Origin of the sequence: Chryseobacterium oranimense (genome assembly GCF_900129755.1) — a bacterium.
Lineage (GTDB): Bacteria > Bacteroidota > Bacteroidia > Flavobacteriales > Weeksellaceae > Chryseobacterium > Chryseobacterium oranimense.
In genome coordinates, this window is record NZ_FQWT01000008.1 from 1 (window position 1) to 20,056 (window position 20,056).

Annotated in this window: 17 protein-coding genes; 10 read left to right on the plus strand and 7 right to left on the minus strand. The window is 37.6% G+C overall.

All coding sequences use genetic code 11. The features are described 5' to 3' along the window. Positions 1 to 182, minus strand: a 182-nt coding sequence (locus BUB03_RS22150; protein ID WP_228417938.1) for a hypothetical protein, incomplete at its 3' end; no start/stop codon positions are given. Positions 183 to 287: 105 nt separating this feature from the next. Here BUB03_RS22150 and BUB03_RS19030 point away from each other — a divergent pair. Both BUB03_RS19030 and BUB03_RS19035 read left to right on the plus strand, forming a co-directional pair. Continuing rightward, on the plus strand, positions 288 to 1,406 hold the full coding sequence (locus BUB03_RS19030; protein WP_073066162.1) for a vWA domain-containing protein: 1,119 nt from the start codon (positions 288 to 290) through the stop codon (positions 1,404 to 1,406). 58 nt (positions 1,407 to 1,464) lie between these two features. Next, the gene (locus BUB03_RS19035) at positions 1,465 to 2,904 is read left to right on the plus strand and encodes an AAA family ATPase (RefSeq protein WP_073066164.1); all 1,440 of its coding nucleotides are present in this window, start codon (positions 1,465 to 1,467) and stop codon (positions 2,902 to 2,904) included. A gap of 261 nt (positions 2,905 to 3,165) precedes the next feature. Here BUB03_RS19035 and BUB03_RS19040 read toward each other — a convergent pair whose 3' ends face one another. Continuing rightward, the gene (locus BUB03_RS19040; RefSeq protein WP_073066167.1) at positions 3,166 to 4,794 is read right to left on the minus strand and encodes an acyl-CoA carboxylase subunit beta; all 1,629 of its coding nucleotides are present in this window, start codon (positions 4,792 to 4,794) and stop codon (positions 3,166 to 3,168) included. Between the two features lie 292 nt (positions 4,795 to 5,086). Then, positions 5,087 to 5,614 carry a GNAT family N-acetyltransferase gene (locus BUB03_RS19045; RefSeq protein ID WP_073066169.1) on the minus strand — a complete coding sequence of 176 codons (528 nt, stop codon included), beginning with the start codon at positions 5,612 to 5,614 and terminating at the stop codon, positions 5,087 to 5,089. A 248-nt stretch (positions 5,615 to 5,862) separates the two neighbouring features. Between BUB03_RS19045 and BUB03_RS19050 the strand changes: the two genes are divergently transcribed. The 4 genes from BUB03_RS19050 to BUB03_RS19065 all read left to right on the plus strand — a co-directional run bounded on the left by BUB03_RS19050 (position 5,863) and on the right by BUB03_RS19065 (position 11,550). Next, positions 5,863 to 6,741 (plus strand): DMT family transporter, encoded by an 879-nt coding sequence (locus BUB03_RS19050; RefSeq protein WP_073066172.1) that lies wholly within the window; start codon positions 5,863 to 5,865, stop codon positions 6,739 to 6,741. 13 nt (positions 6,742 to 6,754) lie between these two features. Then, the gene (locus BUB03_RS19055) at positions 6,755 to 7,837 is read left to right on the plus strand and encodes a putative type IX sorting system protein PorV2 (protein ID WP_073066174.1); all 1,083 of its coding nucleotides are present in this window, start codon (positions 6,755 to 6,757) and stop codon (positions 7,835 to 7,837) included. A 24-nt stretch (positions 7,838 to 7,861) separates the two neighbouring features. Next, complete coding sequence (locus BUB03_RS19060; RefSeq protein WP_073066176.1) at positions 7,862 to 8,620, plus strand: hypothetical protein; 759 nt, start codon at positions 7,862 to 7,864, stop codon at positions 8,618 to 8,620. Between the two features lie 71 nt (positions 8,621 to 8,691). Next, positions 8,692 to 11,550, plus strand: coding sequence for a T9SS type A sorting domain-containing protein (locus BUB03_RS19065; RefSeq protein ID WP_073066178.1), 2,859 nt, complete (start codon positions 8,692 to 8,694; stop codon positions 11,548 to 11,550). Positions 11,551 to 11,594: 44 nt separating this feature from the next. Here the strand turns inward: BUB03_RS19065 and uvrC are convergent, their stop codons facing one another. Together uvrC and BUB03_RS19075 are read right to left on the minus strand one after the other, a co-directional pair. Then, entirely contained in the window at positions 11,595 to 13,388 is a 1,794-nt protein-coding gene (gene uvrC, locus BUB03_RS19070; RefSeq protein ID WP_073066181.1) for an excinuclease ABC subunit UvrC, read from the minus strand. Between the two features lie 85 nt (positions 13,389 to 13,473). Further along, entirely contained in the window at positions 13,474 to 14,235 is a 762-nt protein-coding gene (locus BUB03_RS19075; RefSeq protein ID WP_073066183.1) for a hypothetical protein, read from the minus strand. A 129-nt stretch (positions 14,236 to 14,364) separates the two neighbouring features. Between BUB03_RS19075 and hutH the strand changes: the two genes are divergently transcribed. From hutH to BUB03_RS19095, 4 genes are all read left to right on the plus strand, one after another. Beyond that, entirely contained in the window at positions 14,365 to 15,855 is a 1,491-nt protein-coding gene (gene hutH / locus BUB03_RS19080; protein WP_073066568.1) for a histidine ammonia-lyase, read from the plus strand. Between the two features lie 7 nt (positions 15,856 to 15,862). Further along, positions 15,863 to 16,330 carry a DUF2059 domain-containing protein gene (locus tag BUB03_RS19085; RefSeq protein WP_073066186.1) on the plus strand — a complete coding sequence of 156 codons (468 nt, stop codon included), beginning with the start codon at positions 15,863 to 15,865 and terminating at the stop codon, positions 16,328 to 16,330. Positions 16,331 to 16,418: 88 nt separating this feature from the next. Further along, positions 16,419 to 16,865, plus strand: a complete 447-nt coding sequence (locus BUB03_RS19090) for a GNAT family N-acetyltransferase (protein WP_073066189.1) — start codon at positions 16,419 to 16,421, stop codon at positions 16,863 to 16,865. Positions 16,866 to 16,986: 121 nt separating this feature from the next. Further along, positions 16,987 to 18,477, plus strand: coding sequence for a S8 family peptidase (locus BUB03_RS19095; protein ID WP_073066192.1), 1,491 nt, complete (start codon positions 16,987 to 16,989; stop codon positions 18,475 to 18,477). A gap of 94 nt (positions 18,478 to 18,571) precedes the next feature. On the opposite strand, the gene ygiD is transcribed toward BUB03_RS19095, so the two are convergent. Next, entirely contained in the window at positions 18,572 to 19,399 is an 828-nt protein-coding gene (ygiD, locus tag BUB03_RS19100) for a 4,5-DOPA-extradiol-dioxygenase (protein WP_073066194.1), read from the minus strand. Positions 19,400 to 19,508: 109 nt separating this feature from the next. Then, a complete protein-coding gene (locus tag BUB03_RS19105) occupies positions 19,509 to 20,021 on the minus strand; it encodes a YceI family protein (RefSeq protein WP_040997027.1) in 513 nt (170 codons plus the stop codon). Positions 20,022 to 20,056 lie beyond the last annotated feature (35 nt).

The window sequence follows — 20,056 nt, forward strand, 5'->3', positions numbered from 1 at the left end:
ACAGAAGTTAAGCCCACCAGCGCCGATGGTACTGCGACAAGCGGGAGAGTAGGCCGCCGCCAGTTTTTATTAAAAGTCTCATACAACATGTTTGTGTGAGACTTTTTTGTTTTTATACCCCTTATCTTTGCAATAAGCAATAAGCAATAAGCAATATCTACAATTTCCGTTAATCTGTTCATTTTCTTTATTCTACTTTAAAATATTAATCATATTATTTTTATTCATAAAAATTAAAATAGATTAAATCTCTTAAAGGCCTTTTATTTATGTCGTAACTTTATTATATGAAAGAGCATATTGTGAGAGGGTTCAGATTTGAAACTTACAAAGCACCGGAATTATCTGTATTTGACCGGTTGCTGGAAATTTTTACAGATTTGCTGACCCATACCTCGGGAGATTTTGATGAAGCAATCGACTGGCTTCGAATGTTGGATGAAGAATACCAGCTGACTATTCCGGAATACACTATTGATGATTTTATTGAAGACCTGAAAAAGAAAGGATATATCCGTGAAGAAGTTGATCCTAATGGTGGAAATGGAATTCGTTTGAGTGCAAAAATGGAACAGAATATCCGTAAACAAGCACTTAATCAGATATTCGGGAACCTTGGAAAAAGTGGAAACGGGAATCATAAAACCAATAAAAGCGGAACGGGAGAAGATACAACAGGGGAATTCCGTAATTATAGCTTTGGAGATCCGGTAGAGAAGATTTCTATTACCGAAAGTCTAAAGAATGCCCAAATCAATAATGGAATCGGAGATTTTCATCTTACTGAAGATGATTTAATTGTTGAAGATAGTATTTACCAATCTCAGATGAGTACGGTTTTGATGATCGACATCAGCCACAGCATGATTTTGTATGGAGAAGACCGTATCACTCCAGCCAAAAAAGTGGCGATGGCGCTTGCGGAGCTTATCACAACGCGTTATCCGAAAGATACTTTGGATATCATTGTTTTTGGGAATGATGCCTGGCCCGTGAAAATTCAGGAACTTCCTTACTTACAGGTTGGGCCGTATCATACGAATACGGTTGCCGGGCTTCAGCTGGCGATGGATATTTTACGCAGAAAAAGAAATACCAATAAACAGATTTTCATGATTACCGACGGGAAACCAAGCTGTGTTCGTCAGTCGGATGGTACCTACTACATGAATTCCTATGGTTTGGATGAATATGTTGTTCAGAAATGCTATAATATGGCGTCTCAGGCGAGAAGGTTACATATTCCGATTACTACTTTTATGATTGCACAGGATCCTTATTTGCAACAATTTGTAAGTGAATTTACGGAAGCCAATCAGGGAAAAGCTTTTTATACGGGATTGAATGGACTAGGTCATATGATTTTTGAAGATTATGAGACTAACCGTAAGAAAAGAATTCGCTAAAAAATCATTATTCATAAAATATTCAAGAAGTTAATAAATCAGATTTTAAATAAATAAAATGACTGAAAAGCCAACTATACAAACACTAGGCTCATTAAGAGCATCAGGATACCTATCAAAAAACATTAAAGACGAATTAAGAGATAATTTAAAAGCCAAAATTCGCAATAAAGAATCTGTATTTGAAGGAATTTTCGGATATGAAAATACAGTTATTCCTCAATTGGAGCATGCTATATTAAGCCGGCATAATATTAATTTATTAGGATTAAGAGGTCAGGCAAAGACCAGGTTAGCAAGAATGATGACGTCTTTACTGGATGAATGGATTCCTTTTATTGCAGGAAGTGAAATTAATGATGATCCGTTTCATCCGATTTCCCGCTATGCTAAAGAATTAATTGAAAAAGAAGGTGATAATACCCCGATAGAATGGCTTCACCGTGATGAAAGATTTTTCGAAAAACTGGCGACTCCGGATGTGACTGTTGCCGATCTGATCGGTGATGTGGATCCTATTAAAGCTGCCAACCTTAAGCTTTCTTATGCGGACGACCGTGTAATTCATTTTGGGATGATTCCGCGGGCAAACCGTTGCATTTTTGTCATTAATGAATTACCGGACCTTCAGGCAAGGATCCAGGTTTCTTTGTTTAATATTTTGCAGGAAGGAGATGTACAGATTCGTGGGTTTAAGGTGAGGATGCCTTTGGATATCCAGTTTGTTTTCACAGCGAATCCTGAAGATTATACGAACAGAGGAAGCATTGTGACTCCTTTGAAAGACCGTATCGGATCCCAGATTTTGACCCATTATCCTGAAAACATCAATATTGCCAGAGAAATTACCCGGTATGAATCCAGCTTAGACAGTCGTCAGAAAAATGGAGTATACGTCCCTTCTCTGGCGAAAGATCTTTTGGAACAGATCGGTTTTGAAGCTCGTGACAGCGAATATGTAGATTCAAAAAGTGGAGTGAGCGCCCGTATGAGTATCACTGCTTTTGAAAATTTATTGAGTACGGCAGAACGCAGATCTTTATTAACCGGTGATGAAACAACATCAGTAAGGTTAAGTGACTTTGTGGGCGTAATTCCTGCGATTACAGGGAAAGTGGAGCTGGTGTATGAAGGTGAACAGGAAGGGGCAGAAGCGGTTGCCCAGTTGCTAATTGATAATGCGATCAGAACTTTATTCACCTCTTATTTTCCGAAAGTGGAAAAGCTAGAGAAAAAACATATTGACGGGCCGTTTAGCCAGATTACGGATTGGTTTCTGGAAGATGACGGTTCCTTGGAAATTACCGATGAGTCTTCAGATGAAGTGTATGCAAAATCTCTTAACAGAATTGTTCCTCTTGACCAGATCATTGAAAAATATCAGCCGGATACATTACCTGAAGATATTTTATTCTTAAAAGAATTTATTCTTTGGGGACTAGCAGTTAATAAAAAACTGAATAAAGAGAGATTCAGAACGGGCGTGTTCTTTTCTTAGAATTGAATTTATTTAAAGCTATTCCCGCTTTCCGCACTCGCTATTTTCTATTTTTGGCTGTGGCGGCTTTGCCGCCGCAGCCAAAAATAGAAAATGAGCTCAAACAATTGCTGCAATCGGGGCTAGGGTACAATCAGTATTTATAAATACTGAAAAATAAAGGAATTTTAAAAAATTACAATGCTTCTAAAAGCTTGAACAAAAAAAGATGTGGAAAACCAATTCCACATCTTTTTATATTTTCAGGATAACTCAGGATTATCAAACCTGGATAACTCCCAGATTAAATTTTTCAGTAATAGGAGAGTGATTGGCGGCTTCAATACCCATGGAAATCCATTTTCTTGTATCTGTAGGATTGATGATCGCATCTGTCCAAAGTCTTGCAGCGGCATACGTGGCCTCTGTCTGCTTCTGATACCTTTTGGTAATGGTATCCAAGATTTCATTGTGCTCTTCCTCGGAGATTTCTTTACCTTGCTTTTTCAAAGTAGATTCCTGGATTTGAACCAAAACTTTTGCTGCTTGTGATCCACCCATTACAGCAAGATCTGCCCATGGCCATGCTACAATTAATCTTGGATCATAAGCTTTACCACACATTGCATAGTTTCCGGCTCCGTATGAGTTTCCGGTGATAATTGTGAACTTTGGTACTACAGAATTGGAAACGGCATTTACCATTTTAGCTCCGTCTTTAATAATACCGCCATGCTCGGATTTTGAACCTACCATAAATCCTGTAACATCCTGAAGGAATATCAAAGGAATCTTTCTCTGGTTACAGTTGGCAATAAACCTTGTTGATTTATCAGCTGAATCCGAATAAATAACCCCTCCAAACTGCATTTCACCCTTTCCGCTTTTTACAAGCTTTCTCTGGTTGGCTACAATTCCTACAGACCAGCCATCAATTCTGGCCGTTGCGCAGATGATGCTTTTCCCGTAGTCAGGTTTATATTCTTCATATTCCGAATTATCTACCAGACATTTAATTATTTCATAGGTGTCATACTGCTCCGCTCTGGAAACAGGGATTATTCCAAAAATGTTGTCTGGATTTTGCTTTGGCGGAAAACTTTCTATCCTGTCAAATCCTGCTTTTTCAGTACTTCCGATGGACTTCATGATGTTTTTGATTCTGTCCAGAGCATCTTTATCATCCTTAGCCTTATAATCGGTAACTCCTGAAATAGAGCAGTGCGTAGTAGCTCCTCCAAGAGTCTCATTGTCAATAGTTTCCCCGATGGCTGCTTTGACAAGGTAGCTTCCGGCTAGGAAAATAGAACCGGTTTTGTCAACAATCATGGCTTCGTCACTCATGATCGGAAGATAAGCACCTCCGGCAACACAACTTCCCATAACCGCTGAGATCTGGATGATTCCCATAGAGCTCATCTTGGCATTATTTCTGAAAATACGTCCGAAATGCTCTTTATCAGGGAAAATTTCATCCTGCATTGGAAGGTAAACTCCTGCAGAATCAACCAGATAGATGATCGGAAGTTTATTCTCCATAGCAATCTCCTGTGCTCTAAGGTTCTTTTTTCCGGTAATAGGAAACCAGGCTCCAGCTTTTACAGAAGCATCATTGGCTACAACAAGGCACTGTCTGCCGGAAACATAACCCATCACGACTACCACTCCGCCGCTAGGGCAGCCTCCATGCTCTTCATACATTTCGTAACCTGCAAATGCACCGATTTCTATAGAATCTGAACCTTTATCAAGAAGATATTCAATTCTTTCTCTGGCTGTCATTTTTCCTTCATCGCGAAGCTTTTGAAGCCTCTTCTCTCCGCCTCCTTTTTTTATTTCAGCGAGCAATTGATTGATATCAGATAATTTTAATCTATTCTGATCTTCCCGTTTATTAAATTCAAGGTCCATAAAATTTCAATTTTTTACGGCTAAAGATACTATTTTTATAATGAATGAAGGCTGAAGTAAAACAAGTGTTTAATATATTGGTTCTCAGAAAATTGTGAAATTTTTAACAAAAAATTATTTTTAAATTACTGATATTTTTTCTAACTTTACTTCAGAGTAAAAGGGATGATATTCCCTTATATTTACTCTAAGTTCCTAGTTTATTTTTTTAATAGTTTATTATTTGAAGGCCCTGAACGTTGAACAAATTTTCAGGGTTTTTTTATGTCCATTAAGTTCAAATTATGCAGTATTATTCAGCATAATATTTTCTGTACTCTATGATATTCAGATAAGAAGATACCCCTTTGTTTTTCTGGTATTTTTTATAAGGGCTGAACCCTAACTTTTCCGGGATTTTTCTACTTGCTGTATTTTCTTCATCAACGGGATAGAGAATATATTGAAAGGTAAAATTATTTTCTGAAAATTCAATCAGGCTGGTAATAATTTCAGTGCCTAATCCCATACCCTGCCTATCTTTTCTTAACCAGAGTCCAAGTTCTATAGACTCTGCCGTTATATTATGAATGCCACAGCAGCCTATAAATTGATCATTAAAGTCAAGAACAGTCATTACCAGATCAGTATTCTTTAACAGAGATTCTTTGGATGCCTTTACAAAACTAATGACGTCATTTCTATCCCCTGTTGGATTGAAAGGCATATATCTGGTAACTTCTGCAATGAAGCATTCGTTTATGTCGTCAATATATGATTCATCCACTGGTTTCAGAATCAACCGATCTGTTGTGATCCTAATATTGGTATTTAATCTCATTACGCAAATCTAAAATTTTTATCTTATCATAAAGTTTTTGTGTCATAAACCCTTAATTCCAACCAGGTTTTATTGTTGTTTGATAATTGAGTAAATGTATCTTTTTTATTATTTTCTAAAATTAATTATAGAAAAAATATAAAAACAGACTAAATAATTATTTGTTAAAATAATATTTATATTTTTTTATGAGATTTATAAAAGCCTATTTGTAAATTTGCCTGTTAAAAATTTACAGAAGTTAGGATATGCAAAAATTAGCGCTTTTCAGGCTGCACTTGATTGTTTTTTTATGGGGGTTCACTGCAATTTTGGGAAAACTGATTCATGCTAATGCCCAGATTCTTGTATTTTACAGAATGCTGTTTGCAGCTGTGTTTTTATTTGTCTTTATCAGGGTTTATAAAAAGGAAAGTATTAAAGTATCAAGGAAAATATTTTTTCAGCTTGCAGCAATAGGTTGTGCCATGGCACTTCACTGGTATTGCTTTTTTTATTCAATTAAAGTATCCAACGTATCGATAGCGCTAAGTTGTCTTTCACTTTCCACTTTATTTGCCTCTATTTTAGAACCTGTAATTTTTAAAAGGAAGATCGATATATCAGAAGTCGTAATGGGGGTGGTAATAGTAGCCTGCATATTACTGATCTTTAAAACTGAATTTCATTTCAAAGAAGGGATTGTCTACGGGATACTCTGTGCGGTGTTCGGGACTGTTTTCTCTGTTTTTAACGGCAAAATGTTTGGTAAAACCAGCTCGGGAAACATTATATTCTATGAAATTTTTAGCGGATGGTTTGTTCTCGCTCTATTTTATATGTTTACAGGACAGATTTTTCAGATGAATGAAATAAATTACAGAGATCTGGCGTTAATATGCTTACTGGCAAGCGTTTTTACTGCTTTTCCAATGTTGGAGTCGGTAAAGCTGATGAAATATATTTCGCCTTTTACTCTAATTTTAACAGTTAATTTAGAACCTGTCTACGGAATTATACTAGCTTTTTTTATCTTTGGAGAATCAGAAGAAATGAGTCCTATATTTTATGTGGCTTCAGGCGTTATGATACTGGCAATCATTGCAAACGGATTAATGAAAGCCAGAAAACAAAAAAACTTTAACTAAGCATCAAATTTATATGATGAAGAAATATTTTTTACTTGCATTTTCACTGCTGTTTGGGCTGTCTCAATCTCAGATCATAAGAAAATACTCCAATGAATTTTTAAATATCGGTGCCGGAGCGAGAGGGCTAGCCATGGGTGGGGCTGTAATTTCCAACCAAGATGATGTGTATTCACCCATGTGGAACCCGGCCGGTTTAATGGCCATTGAAAAAGACTGGCAGGGAGCAGCAATGCACGCAGAATATTTCGAATCCATCGCAAAATATGATTATCTGGCATATGCAAAAGTTCTGGAAGAAGGAGTGTTTGGAGTTTCAGTTGTCAGATTGGGGGTAGATAATATCCTGAACACAACCCAGATGATTGATTCTGAAGGTAATATAGATTATGATAAAATTACCAAATTTTCCCAGTCTGATTATGCAGCCATCCTTTCTTATGCCTTTAATCCTGCCGGAAATACTAAACTTGATGTCGGGGTAAATGCCAAAATTGTTTACAGAAATGTCGGGAAATTTGCCAGCGGATATGGTTTTGGTTTCGATATCGGAGCTATTTATAAAGCAGATAACGGATGGAAATTCGGAGGGATGCTGCGTGATGCAACGACTACGGTAAACTTTTGGAGCATTAATCAGAAAGAACTTTCAACAGTGGTGAACGGGGAAGAATTTAACCCGGCACCAAAAGATAAAATGGAACTTACCATGCCAAAACTGAATGTAGGGGCAAGTAAGATCTTCAACATTAACAGCAGCCTTTATGTATTGCCGGAAGCAGGGATCAACGTTGATTTTGCCAAAACAGCAGCTTTGATATCAACAGATTTTGCAAGTATTACACCCTATGCCGGTGCTGAACTTGGATATCAGAAAATGATCTTTGTACGACTTGGGGTGAACAGGTTTCAGTCCATTACAGATATTGAAGACCTTAAAAGAAAAGTTTCTTTCCAGCCAAGTGCAGGTATCGGGATAAGATACCGCGGACTTACACTGGATTACGCGATTACCAATTCAGGAATCGGAGGATCCAACTTCTATTCTAATTTTTTCTCTCTTAAACTGGATATGGGAGCGTTCAGAAATGATTAACTTTGAAACGTAATTTTAAAAGCAATGAAAAAGATTTCCATACTTACATGTATATTCGCAGTAACAGCTGTTTTTGGACAGAGAGTTTCAGATTATAAATATATTTCCATTCCTCAGACGTTTAAGGATTTTGAAAAAGAATCCTATGGCCTGGATGGAGTTTTGATAAAGACCTTAAAATCTAAAGGCTATATAGCGATTCAGGAAGGAAAAGATCAGTGGCCCGCTGAAATTGACAAAAGCTCATGCAGTTTTGCAACAGGTAATATCAATAATAAAAGCAGCTTTCTGAGAAACAAAGTAGAAGTCGAGTTCAAAGACTGTAACGGAAAGGTATTATTTTCATCAAAAGGAGACTCCAGTCTTAAAGAATATAAAGAAGGATATCAGGACGCCCTTAACCGTTCTCTGGTTTCACTTCCAGTTTCAAATCCGATAGCAAATCTTCAGGTTACAAAAACTGAAAGTCCGAAAGAACAACAGGTTGTGAAAAAAGCTGAAGAGGCTTCATCTGCACCCGTTTCTGAAAATAAATCAGGAAAATACACCAACGGTAAGGTAAACCTTCAGAAAATCCAGGTAGATAATAATCAGTTTATCCTGGCAGACGGAGGAAGCTCTGTGCCATTTGCTGTTTTTAAAAATTCTTCCAAAAAGGATGTTTTCAGAGTGAAACTTTCGGATGGAAGCTATACCATCGGATATTTCGAAAACGGAAATATCGTGATCGATATGCCGCAAACCAACGGAGAATTTGCCAAAGAAGTATTTTCAGCAAAATAAAGATACATTTGAACAACACTATAATCCTTAATTCAAACGTAAGAATGAGTTAAGGATTAAATTTTATACTTATGAAAAAAATTTATATTTCCATATTGGCAGCTCTGTCAATATATTCCAATGCCCAAAATGTTTTCAATGCCAAGCTACATGAAATAAATTTCGGTTCTTCTGGTGATCCCGGAAATTTAATTAAGTTGAATGATCTGATCATCTTTCCGGCCACAAGATACAGTGATGAAGGAAGAGAACTCTGGTGTTTTAATTCTGTAACTCAAAAGTCTGTATTACTTAAAGATATTTTTCCAGGTTACAACAGTGGTTTATCTGGTTCTCCCTCTTTTGTAAATGTAAACGGCAAAATATATTTTGTAGCACAAGATACTTTTTCTAGCTATCAGCTTTGGGTAACAGATGGAACCGTTGCCGGAACGATGAAAGAAAAAGATCTCGGCACAAATTATTCTATCGGTAACCTTGTTGTTGCCGGAAATAAAATTTTCTATTATGTACAAAATGAATTGTGGTCGTATGACACGGTTTCAAAGGTACTGCTGAAAGTGAAAACTTTTGTGTATTCCGGGGATGTAAAAATGTATTCATTTAATAACGAATTAATTATAGGAGCCGATGACGGTGTATCTGGAAAAGAAATCTGGAAATCGGATGGGACGGTAGCTGGAACTGTTCTACTGAAAGATATTGTACCTGCAGGCGGAAGTATTTCCGGAGATTTCAATATACTTCCCATGAATAATAAGTTCTACTTTATTGCCAGTCTGGGAACCGGATATGGACTTTATGCCAGTGATGGAACTGAGGCCGGCACAGTTCCGGTAAAACCTTTAAGGGCACCGAGGTTGAACGGAATTTCTGCAGATAATTATTTTGTATTTGAAGGATTCGATCCTGATGCGGGAGGAATGGAACCTTGGGTATCAGATGGAACGGCTGCAGGTACTAAAATGCTTAAAAATATTATGCCGGGAAATACCAGTTCCATGGGCAATAGCAAATTTATAAAACTTAATAATAAAATATATTTCGATAGCAATGGAAATGGAGTAAGCACGGCTTATGGCGACTATATCTGGGAAACAGATGGTACTGAAGCAGGTACTGTTTTATTTAATACCCCATCTGGGACGGAATTATATGGAAAAAGTTCAGATGGTATGCATCTAATTCTTACAAAACCAAACTACGGCAACAGATATTGGATAACGAATGGAAACTCATCTCAGACATTTGAAATTACGGATATTGGAATGCCTTATAACAATAGCTTTATTGATCTGAATTCTAAAATTTATCTTACCGGGTATAGTCCAAAGAATGGAACAGAACTATTCTCTGTAAATCCGATTTCTCAGAACTCTTCTTTAGCTACTGATATCAGCAGATTTGAAAGTTCTGCACCACATTCTTTTGGTATTCTGGACAACGAATTTATTTTTATTGCAGCAGATCGCCAATATAACAACCAACTCTACAAAAGAAATAAAAATACACAACAGCTTGAAAGACTTTCCACCTTTGGAAACACTTCTTTTATGGGAATGTTTTCTGATAATAAAGATACTTTCTTTAAAGTAGGAAACTATCTTTATACTAAAAACGGAACTCCAAATCCAAGGAGCGGAATGTACAGAACAGCTGGTACAGAGATATATTCAGAAGGATTGTCTACACCGCCGGGTACGGTTACTTATGATAATTCTTTCTATGTCAATTTAAATGACAATACCCTTTTATTTTCCGGCTACAATAATATAATAGGAACAGAATTATGGAAAATCGATAACGATACAGATACAGCGGTTTTGGTAAAAGATATTTCAACAGATAACATGGGAAGTATGTACAATACAGACTCTCAAACTGCAGTTTTGAATGGTTTTGCCTATTTTGTAGCTAAAGAAAACGGAAAGCTGGGGATCTGGAAATCCGATGGTACATCTGCAGGAACTTCAAAAGCGATTGAATTCAGTTATCAGGACGGAACAGATGGAGATATTAAAGTATTAAAGAGTTTCAACAACAAGCTCTTCTTCACAAAAAGACAGGAAAATTCAAGCTATGGACAAAATGAACTGTGGGCTTCAGATGGGGATCAGGCATCTGCAGTGTTGTTGAAGAATTATGGCTCAGGAAATATTTCCAGAGAAACAGAAGTTCTAAATGGTAAATTGTTTTATAATACTACAGGATATCCATCAGGTCTCTATTCAACAGATGGTACTGTCGTGGGAACTACCGAAGTTCTAAGCGGAAACTTTTTTGGAGAAACTAAATTCAAAAAATGTGGAAATCAGTTGTTTTTTACCAATAACAATGGAGCTCAGCTTTGGAGAACGGACGGGACGGCCAGTGGTACTTTCAGTTTAGTGTCCAATTTGTCTTCTGCAAAAGAGATGATTTGTGTTAATAATTATCTGTACTTTCTGAATGGAGATTCGCAGAAAGTATGGAAAACAAATGGTATGGCTTCCAATACAATGCCAATGGATATTTTTGTAACCAATGATGACAATCAGCTGCTGTCTAATGAAAATATAGAAAGAATAGCAACTGATGGAGAAAGATTATACCTTTCCATTACCACAAAAAATCATGGTACTGAATTGTATGAAGTTACGGATACTTTGCCGGCTCATTTGGCTACTGATGATATTCACAGAGCGGATGAAAAAAATGCTAATGCGGATATTCAGATTTATCCTAATCCTGTTACAGAATATTTTTCTGTAAAAAGTAAAGAAAATTATAGAATTGAAACAGTAAAAATCTTTGATGCTTCTGGAAAATTGATGAAGAGCATAATGAACACTAATGATAAAATCAACGTATCAGATCTCTCTTCAGGAATATATTTTGTTAGAATAAAGACCGAAAAAAGAGAACATCTGGGCAAGATCATTAAAAAATAATTATACAAAAGGCTCTTGGAAAGAGCCTTTTGTATTTTACAATATTAATTACCGTTGAAATATTCATAAATAACAGCTGCCTTACTTTTCCCAAGAATCTCCTCCAGGGTTTCAAGGTTTGATTCTTTGATTCTTTTTACAGATTTCAGTTTAGAAAGGAGAAGTTCAATTGTTTTTTCTCCAACGCCCGGAATTTCTTCAAGCTCAGATTTGATGGTAGAATTTTTTCTCCTTGTTCTGTGATGCCTTACCCCGAAACGGTGGGCTTCATCCCTTACTCTCTGCAGGATTTTTAAAGTTTCAGATTTTTTATCAAGATATAAAGGAATAGAATCTTCAGGAAAGAAAATTTCCTCCAGCCTTTTGGCGATCCCTACAATCGTGATTTTGCCATAAAGACCTAATAATTTTAAGCTTTTTACAGCAGATGAAAGCTGCCCTTTTCCTCCGTCTATAAGGATCAGTTGCGGAAGATCTTCCCCCTCGTCCAGCATTCTTTTATAGCGGCGGTAGATTACTTCTTCCATGGTTGCGAAGTCATTGGCGCCTTCTACCGTTTTGGGATGGAATATCCTGTAATCTGCTTTACTTGGCTTACCGTCTTTAAAAACGACACAGGCAGAGACAGGGTTGGTTCCCTGGATATTCGAGTTATCGAAACCTTCAATATGTCTAGGTTCTACAGGCATCCGAAGCAGCTTTTGCATTTCGGACATAATTCTGTTCGTATGTCTTTCCGGATCTACAATCTGTACCTGCTTTAGTTTTTCTAAACGGTATTCTTTTGCATTCTTCTCGGAAAGTTCCACAATTCTTTTTTTGTCGCCAACTTTGGGAACGATGAGTTTTACATTCGGGATTTCCACAGATAAATGGAACGGAAGTAATACTTCCTTGGAATCGGAGCCGAATTTCTGGCGGATCTCGATTAAAGCTTCTTCCAGAATATCTTCATCGGTTTCTTCAAGAATTTTCTTTATTTCAGTGGTAAAACTCTGGATGATATTTCCGTTTCTGATCTTGAAGAAATTGACATAAGCCGCCGTTTCATCACTCGTCATTCCAAAAACATCCACATCATCAATATTAGGATTTACCACCGTATTTTTAGCCTGGTAATCTTCCAGAATATCCAGTCTTTCCTTGATGATCTGTGCTTCTTCAAATTTAAGGTTGGAAGCCATTTTCATCATCTGATTCACCAGATATTCTTTAGCTTTCCGGAAATCTCCTTTGATAATCCCACGGATAGCATCGATCTTTTCATCATAATCCTCTTTGCTTTCCAGATTTTCACAAGGGCCTTCACAATTTTTAATGTGATATTCCAGGCAAACTTTGTACTTTCCTTCTGCAATTTTTGAAGGGGAAAGATTAAGATTACACGTTCTTAGCTTATAAATATGTTTAATGGTATCCAGTAAAATCTTTGCCGGACGTACCTTAGCGTAAGGACCATAGTATTCAGAACCGTCCTTGATTACATTTCTGGTCAGGAATATTCTTGGAAAACTTTCATTTTTAATGCAGATCCATGGATAGGTTTTGTCATCCTTCAGCAATACATTATAAAAAGGGCGATGCTCCTTGATCAGGTTGTTTTCCAGTAAAAGAGCATCATACTCACTGTTTACGATGGTTGTTTCCAGGCGGGCGATCTTGCTCACCATTATTTTAATACGGTAGCCCGGAAGGTTTTTATTGAAGTAGGAGAGAACCCTTTTCTTTAAATGCTTGGCTTTTCCTACATACAGCAATTGATCGTTTTTATCATAATAACGATAAACGCCAGGTTCCGATGGTAAAGTTTTGAGCTGTAATTCTAAAGAAGGATTCATATAACAAAATTAAGGAAACTTTCCCTATTTAAAAAAGAAAACCTGCAGATGACTCTACAGGTTCATTTTATTGTTCAAAGTATTTTTATCCGTGGTTCATTTCGGTGTATTGATAGATCAGGAAGCTTAGATAATCCCACTCTACAGAGTTTTTAGGATATTTTTTCATAAACTCGGCATTGTCTCCAAACAGGAAATCGTAATTGTCTTCAAAATCATCCTTGTGAAGCCACATTACTTTTTCACCCTTTTTTACATAATAAGATTTGATGACACCACCGCCAAATGCAGGAGCACCACCAAAACCTGTAGATATGGTTTCTGAAGCAAAAGGATCATGATAAACCGTAATAAGTTCATTAAATTCAGGATTTATAACCTGCATTAAAAAAGCTTTGGGCTCTTTCTTGTTTTTTAAGGAAACAATCTGGTTTTCGTAGGGGATTGCATCATTGGTTACAGATTTACTGTATTTTTTGGTGCTGTAATTTCTCATGTTTGAAATGAACTTTCCTGCTTTCATAGATTTTTCCCTCTCTGTCGCATACAAATACATTTCAGCAATGTCTGCCGCCGCAAATTTCATGGGCTTTCCTGTATCAACATCTTCAATTGTAATGGAAAGAATCTGTCCCCTCTGTTTTTCCCACGATTTACTGTAACCCTGGTGTTCAGTATTGTCTTTTAATATAATTGTAGAAACCTTTTTATCAGATGCAGTATCGAAACCTTCGTTAAACAGATAACGATTCATTTCTTTTCTTTCTTCTTTAGAATATTTTACTTTCTGGGCGAAAGCTGTTGTACTTGCTACACATACAGCAAGGAGTAGAGTTTTCAGTTTCATGTATTATTGTTTTTAATTTCGGCAGTAAAAATAGCAAATTAATTTACTTGTTATTTAGAAAAATATAAGACGGTAAAATTTAGCTTTTACAATTATTGTTAAATGTGTAATTTTAAGAAAATTTTAGAAATGATATACGGTGTAGATGTTTTCACTTTCCATGATGTTCTGGAAATCTGTAAAAAACCAGGTAAGGCTAAACTTAATAAAGCAGCCAAAGAACAGATTTTAAAATCTCAAAAAAATGTTCAGAAAATAGTAGAGTCCGATAGATGCGTCTATGGGATCAATACTGGTTTCGGGCCTCTCTGCGATACCAAAATATCAGCTGACGAAACTGCCCAGCTGCAGTATAATCTTATTATTTCTCATGCAGTAGGAGTAGGAAAACCTATCCATAAAGAACTTTCCAAAATCATGATCATTGCTAAAGTTCATGCTTTATCAAAAGGATTTTCAGGAGTTTCCCTGGAAGTGATTGAAAGACTGATCCTGATGCTGGAAAAAGATATTATTCCTGTAGTACCGGAGCAGGGTTCTGTAGGAGCATCCGGAGATCTTGCGCCTCTTGCCCATCTTGTACTTCCATTGCTTGGATTGGGACAGGTTTGGGAAGGAGATCAGATTTACGAAACGATGGAAGTTCTGGAAAGACACGGTCTTGAACCATTGGCCCTGGGCCCGAAAGAGGGTTTGGGATTAATCAACGGAACCCAGTTTATTTTGGCTCATGCAATCAAAGGACTGGAAAAGTTTGAATACCTGCTAAATCTTGCGGATATGACTGCTGCCATGAGTATTGAAGCTTACAGAGGTTCTGAAAGCCCGTTTAAAAAAGAGCTTCATGAGATCAGACCCTTCGAAGGCAGCAAGAAAGTAGCAGCCAGAATGGTTAAATTTTTAAAAGGCTCAGAAAATATGAAGGCCCACGAAGACTGTGAAAGGGTTCAGGATCCATATTCCATGAGATGTGTTCCGCAGGTACACGGTGCCAGCAGAAATGCCTTTGAACACCTCAGAATGATGGCAGAAACTGAACTGAATTCTGTAACAGACAACCCGATCGTTCTAAGCGCTGAAGAATCTATTTCCGGAGGAAACTTCCACGGACAGCTGATGGCTCTTCCATTGGATTACGCTACACTGGCGGCAGCAGAGCTTGGAAATATTTCAGACAGAAGAAGTTATTTATTGCTGGAAGGAAAATATGGACTTCCAAGATTGCTGACAGAAAGCTCAGGACTAAATTCAGGATTCATGATCCCGCAATATACTTCAGCCGCTTTGGTTACGGAAAATAAAACATTGTGTTTCCCGGCTTCGGCAGATTCTATCCCTACAAGTCTGGGGCAGGAAGATCATGTTTCTATGGGAAGTATTTCCGGCAGAAAATTCAATCAGGTGCTGGGAAATCTGGTTAATATTTTAGCTGTGGAATTAATGTTTGCAGCACAGGGGCTGGAATTCAGAAGACCTTCAAAATGCTCGAAGATCATCGAAGAAAACTTTGCCATCATTCGTTCAAAAGTGAAAAAGCTTGAAGACGACAGGTTAATAGGACAGGATATGCTTGCCATTGCAGAGCTGATCAATGAAAGAAAGTTTAATGTAGACGCTTAATTAGTAAATGAAAAAACTAATCACTATTTTAAGTCTTTTTATCGGAACTCTTGCCTTCTCTCAGGCTTCTGAGGCTAAAATCCGTGAATTCATTAAAATTACGGGAGCTGATAAAATGGCTATTGCAGCGGTGGAGCAGTATATATTGCAGTTTAAAGAAAGAAGGGCGGATATTCCGGAGGAATTCTGGAGTGAATTTGCTGCAGAAGTTACATCTGATAAAATGACTGATCTTTATATTCCGATTTATGCTAAATATTATACTGAATCAGATCTTGATGAGCTTATTAAATTTTATAAATCTCCCATTGGACAAAAAACGCTTAAAGTAATGCCTTCTCTTATGAAGGATAGTATGGAAGCAGGAGGAAAAATGGGAAGTGAAATAGCTCTTCAGGTAATGGAAAGACTTAATAAAAAAGCCGGTTACCAAGATCCGCCACCACCTATGCCGGAAAAAACGGAAAACAAATAAATTGAAGGCTTCCTCTTACCGGGGAAGCTTTTTACTTTACATTTTAGTATTAAATATTTAAATTGCATTAAATTTTTTGAATAAACCAATGATCACTAGTAGAACCGATTCTTCCAATACAGACTTTCAGGATTTAGTAAAGCTTCTGGACGCCGATCTGGCTGTCCGTGATGGAAAAGACCATGAATTTTACCATCAGTTTAACTCAATTGATGCATTGAAAAACTGTGTGGTAGCTTATTCTGAAGATGCAGCCGTTGGTTGTGGTGCATTTAAACCTTTTTCCGATGATGCTGTAGAGATCAAAAGAATGTATACCAATGAGGAAATGAGAGGGAAAGGATTTGCATCGAAAATATTAAATGAACTAGAGATCTGGGCCAAAGAAGAAGGGTTTAGCAAATGTGTTCTGGAAACAGGCATCAAGCAACCGGAAGCCATTGCTCTGTATGAAAAAAACGGATATTACAGAATTCCTAATTACGGACAGTATATTGGTATTGACAATAGCGTTTGCTTTGAGAAATTACTGTAAATTTTTTAACAGCTAGCTGCATATAAAGATTCATATTCAGGTAATACTAAATTCATTTTTTATAAGCTTTTAATTCACATCAAAGTGTTATATTGTGGTTCCAAACCATAAAATTAATACTATGAAAAAAAGTGTATTTTACCTTCTGGCACTGTTCCTTACATTGAATTCGTGTACCAGGGATGAACTTCAGACCGAAAATCCATCTGTTCAAGTTGTTCAGAAAGATCCTTTAACAGGGAAACAGATCAATTCGGAAATTAACAGTACGATCAAAAACAGCGGAACATTTAACTGGAAAAACGCTTCGGACCACTTGCTTTGGAGTGCAGTTTTCAGGGGAAACAGGATGGTTTCCATCGGCTTTGGAGCATCAAAAGATGATTTCGACAGAAGCCTGTCGGCAAACAGCAAAGCAATGGAAGCTGAAATTCTTGATGTTATCAGACAGCAGGAAGGTGTTGAGCCGACCAGATTTCTGATTTCTTCCGATCAGTATCTTAATCAGATAGATGTTGTCGTAGAAAAGGAAGAAACTATTACAGCACTGCGAAAAATGAAAACCATACGCTATGTAGAGCCGGGAGATTATCATTATTTTGAAATAGAAAACAGCCTCAATCCCAATGCAAAATCAAGTGGTTCTTCAGGCTGTGGATTTGATTCTGCTGTTTTAAATGCCGCAGATTATACTACAACAGCTCCTAATGCTAAAATTCCATGGGCCTTTACCCAGCACAATATTCCTAATGCATGGAGCTACAGTACGGGAGCAGGAGTGACCATAGGATTGATTGATACCGGAGTTTCGCCCGAACAGACCTTATTGGGAAGCAGTTTCAATACCGGAGCATCTTCCGGAAGAACAATCAGCAAATTCGGATCATATGTCAACGGATCCACTACAGACGGTCCGGCTGATCAGTGCGGGCATGGAACAAAGATGGCTTCTGTAATGGCAGCCCCGAAAAATAATGCAGGACTTCCTGTAGGAGTTGCTTACAATGCCAATCTTATTACTTATCGCGCGGCTTCCAATGTTGTGCTTGAAACTTCCAGTGAACAGAATGGCGTAAAAACAGCATTCACTGATCTTGCCAATAATGCCGGTGTGAAGATTATTTCCATGTCCATGGGACATATTTTCTCCGTCGGAAAGATTGAAGATGGAGTGAAATACGCCTATTCCAAAGGAAAACTGATTTTTTGTGCAGGAGGAACCTCTACCAGTTTTACCAATTTTGTCGGCGTGATTTTCCCGGCAAGTATGTCCGAAACACAGGCCGTAACGGGAGTAAAAGAAGGAACTTCCAATCAGAAATGTGACGTTTGCCACTCCGGAAGCCAGATCGATTTTACCTTCCAGATGGAAAGAGCGAACGGAAATACAGTTCCGGTTTTAAGTTATTACAACAATCAGGCTGATTATGTAGGCGGTTCATCAGTGGCTACCGCTGCTACAGCAGGTATTGCGGCTCTGGTCTGGGCCAAAAATCCGTCATGGACAAGAGAACAGGTGCTGAATAAAATGAGACAGTCTGCCACCTATTATCCTACTGTAAATTCAAATTATGGCTACGGAAACATCAATGTTCTGAAAGCAGTACAATAAGTCATTATAATATAAAATATTGGGAATATCTCAATCTGCCTGAGCGGCACGGATTGATGATATTCCTTTTTTTAACTGCAATTTCATATGCTGGTTATCCTATTCTTACACTGGTCATGCTTAGAGATCCTCCGATCAGTTCATCATTGAATAAGGAAAGGTTTTCGGCCTTATCCTTTAAACCTAATGTATAGATCAGCGGAAGATAGTGATCCGGTGTAGGGACAGCATATTGGAGCGATGTGCCCTGTTTCTGGTAATCTATAATATTCTGGAAATTTCCGTCCAGAAGCCAGTTGTTGGTTTTTTCACGCGCTTCAACAGCCCAGTCCCAGCCGGCACCTACCGTGTCAATATTTTTCCAGTCGATCAGGCGGAGATTATGGACAATATTCCCGCTTCCGATAATCAGAATTCCTTTTTCGCGGAGTTTATTCAGCCTTTTGGCAAGATCGAAATGATATTGCGGAGGTTGGGTATAATCTATACTCAGCTGTATGACCGGAATATCAGCATCAGGATACATGTGTTTAATTACCGACCATGCGCCGTGGTCAAGTCCCCAGTTGTGATCTTCCTCCACTAAAACTGGAGCCAAAAGCTCAGCTGTTTCTCTGGCCAGTTCAGGGCTTCCGGGAGCAGGATACTGCACATCAAATAATGCCTTCGGAAAACCTCCGAAATCATGGATTGTTCTGGGCATATTCATTGCTGTTACAAAAGTTCCCTGTGTATACCAATGGGCAGAAACGCACAAAATGGCATAAGGTTTCGGAATTTCCTGAGCCGCTTTTCTGAAACCCTGTACAAACTGATTTTCTTCAATAGCATTCATTGGTGAGCCATGCCCTAAAAACAGAACAGGCATTCTTTGGGTATTTCTGAAATTATCGCTGATATTTTGCAGATCGTTGAGATTCATAAATAAGTAATTATTGAAAAAGGTTCAAGGCTTTTAGAAAAATCCCTGAACCTTTTGTACGTTAATTTTATGATAGTTTTTTGAGATATTCTCAAAAACCAGATCTATTTTATGCCTGTTTTACAAACTGTAATTCTCCGGCGATTTTTACTTCATCACTTACCATTACACCTCCTGCTTCAAGAGCTGCATTCCAGTTAAGTCCGTAATCTTTTCTGTTAATTTTCCCTTCAAAAGAAAATCCGGCTTTTGTATTTCCCCACGGATCAACGTTAATTCCACCGAAGTCTACATCTAAAGTGATAGGTTTTGTAATACCGTTTACAGTAAGATTTCCGGTTACTTTATCATTTAAAGCCTGAGACTCGAATGTAATAGTAGGATATTGTTCCGCATTGAAAAATTCAGCTGATTTCAAATGGTTGTCTCTGTCTGTATTGTTCGTGAATACAGAATCAGTCTGTATGGTAGCTGTAGTTTTAGCGTTGGCGAAGCTGTCATCTTCAGATTCAATTTCAGCGTTGAAATTTCTGAAGCTTCCTTTTACATTAGAGATCATCATGTGTTTTACTTTGAAAGTAATTTCACTATGCGTTGGGTCTAGGTTCCATTTTGTTGCCATTGTATGTATTTTTGTTTGTTATTAATACTGCAAAT

Bases quoted from the DNA above. Each gene is read 5' to 3' on its own strand.
- BUB03_RS19030 (WP_073066162.1), top strand. From the start codon at position 288: ATGAAAGAGCATATTGTGAGAGGGTTCAGATTTGAAACTTACAAAGCA.
- BUB03_RS19035 (WP_073066164.1), top strand. From the start codon at position 1,465: ATGACTGAAAAGCCAACTATACAAACACTAGGCTCATTAAGAGCATCA.
- BUB03_RS19040 (WP_073066167.1), bottom strand. From the start codon at position 4,794: ATGGACCTTGAATTTAATAAACGGGAAGATCAGAATAGATTAAAATTA.
- BUB03_RS19045 (WP_073066169.1), bottom strand. From the start codon at position 5,614: ATGAGATTAAATACCAATATTAGGATCACAACAGATCGGTTGATTCTG.
- BUB03_RS19050 (WP_073066172.1), top strand. From the start codon at position 5,863: ATGCAAAAATTAGCGCTTTTCAGGCTGCACTTGATTGTTTTTTTATGG.
- BUB03_RS19055 (WP_073066174.1), top strand. From the start codon at position 6,755: ATGATGAAGAAATATTTTTTACTTGCATTTTCACTGCTGTTTGGGCTG.
- BUB03_RS19060 (WP_073066176.1), top strand. From the start codon at position 7,862: ATGAAAAAGATTTCCATACTTACATGTATATTCGCAGTAACAGCTGTT.
- BUB03_RS19065 (WP_073066178.1), top strand. From the start codon at position 8,692: ATGAAAAAAATTTATATTTCCATATTGGCAGCTCTGTCAATATATTCC.
- uvrC (WP_073066181.1), bottom strand. From the start codon at position 13,388: ATGAATCCTTCTTTAGAATTACAGCTCAAAACTTTACCATCGGAACCT.
- BUB03_RS19075 (WP_073066183.1), bottom strand. From the start codon at position 14,235: ATGAAACTGAAAACTCTACTCCTTGCTGTATGTGTAGCAAGTACAACA.
- hutH (WP_073066568.1), top strand. From the start codon at position 14,365: ATGATATACGGTGTAGATGTTTTCACTTTCCATGATGTTCTGGAAATC.
- BUB03_RS19085 (WP_073066186.1), top strand. From the start codon at position 15,863: ATGAAAAAACTAATCACTATTTTAAGTCTTTTTATCGGAACTCTTGCC.
- BUB03_RS19090 (WP_073066189.1), top strand. From the start codon at position 16,419: ATGATCACTAGTAGAACCGATTCTTCCAATACAGACTTTCAGGATTTA.
- BUB03_RS19095 (WP_073066192.1), top strand. From the start codon at position 16,987: ATGAAAAAAAGTGTATTTTACCTTCTGGCACTGTTCCTTACATTGAAT.
- ygiD (WP_073066194.1), bottom strand. From the start codon at position 19,399: ATGAATCTCAACGATCTGCAAAATATCAGCGATAATTTCAGAAATACC.
- BUB03_RS19105 (WP_040997027.1), bottom strand. From the start codon at position 20,021: ATGGCAACAAAATGGAACCTAGACCCAACGCATAGTGAAATTACTTTC.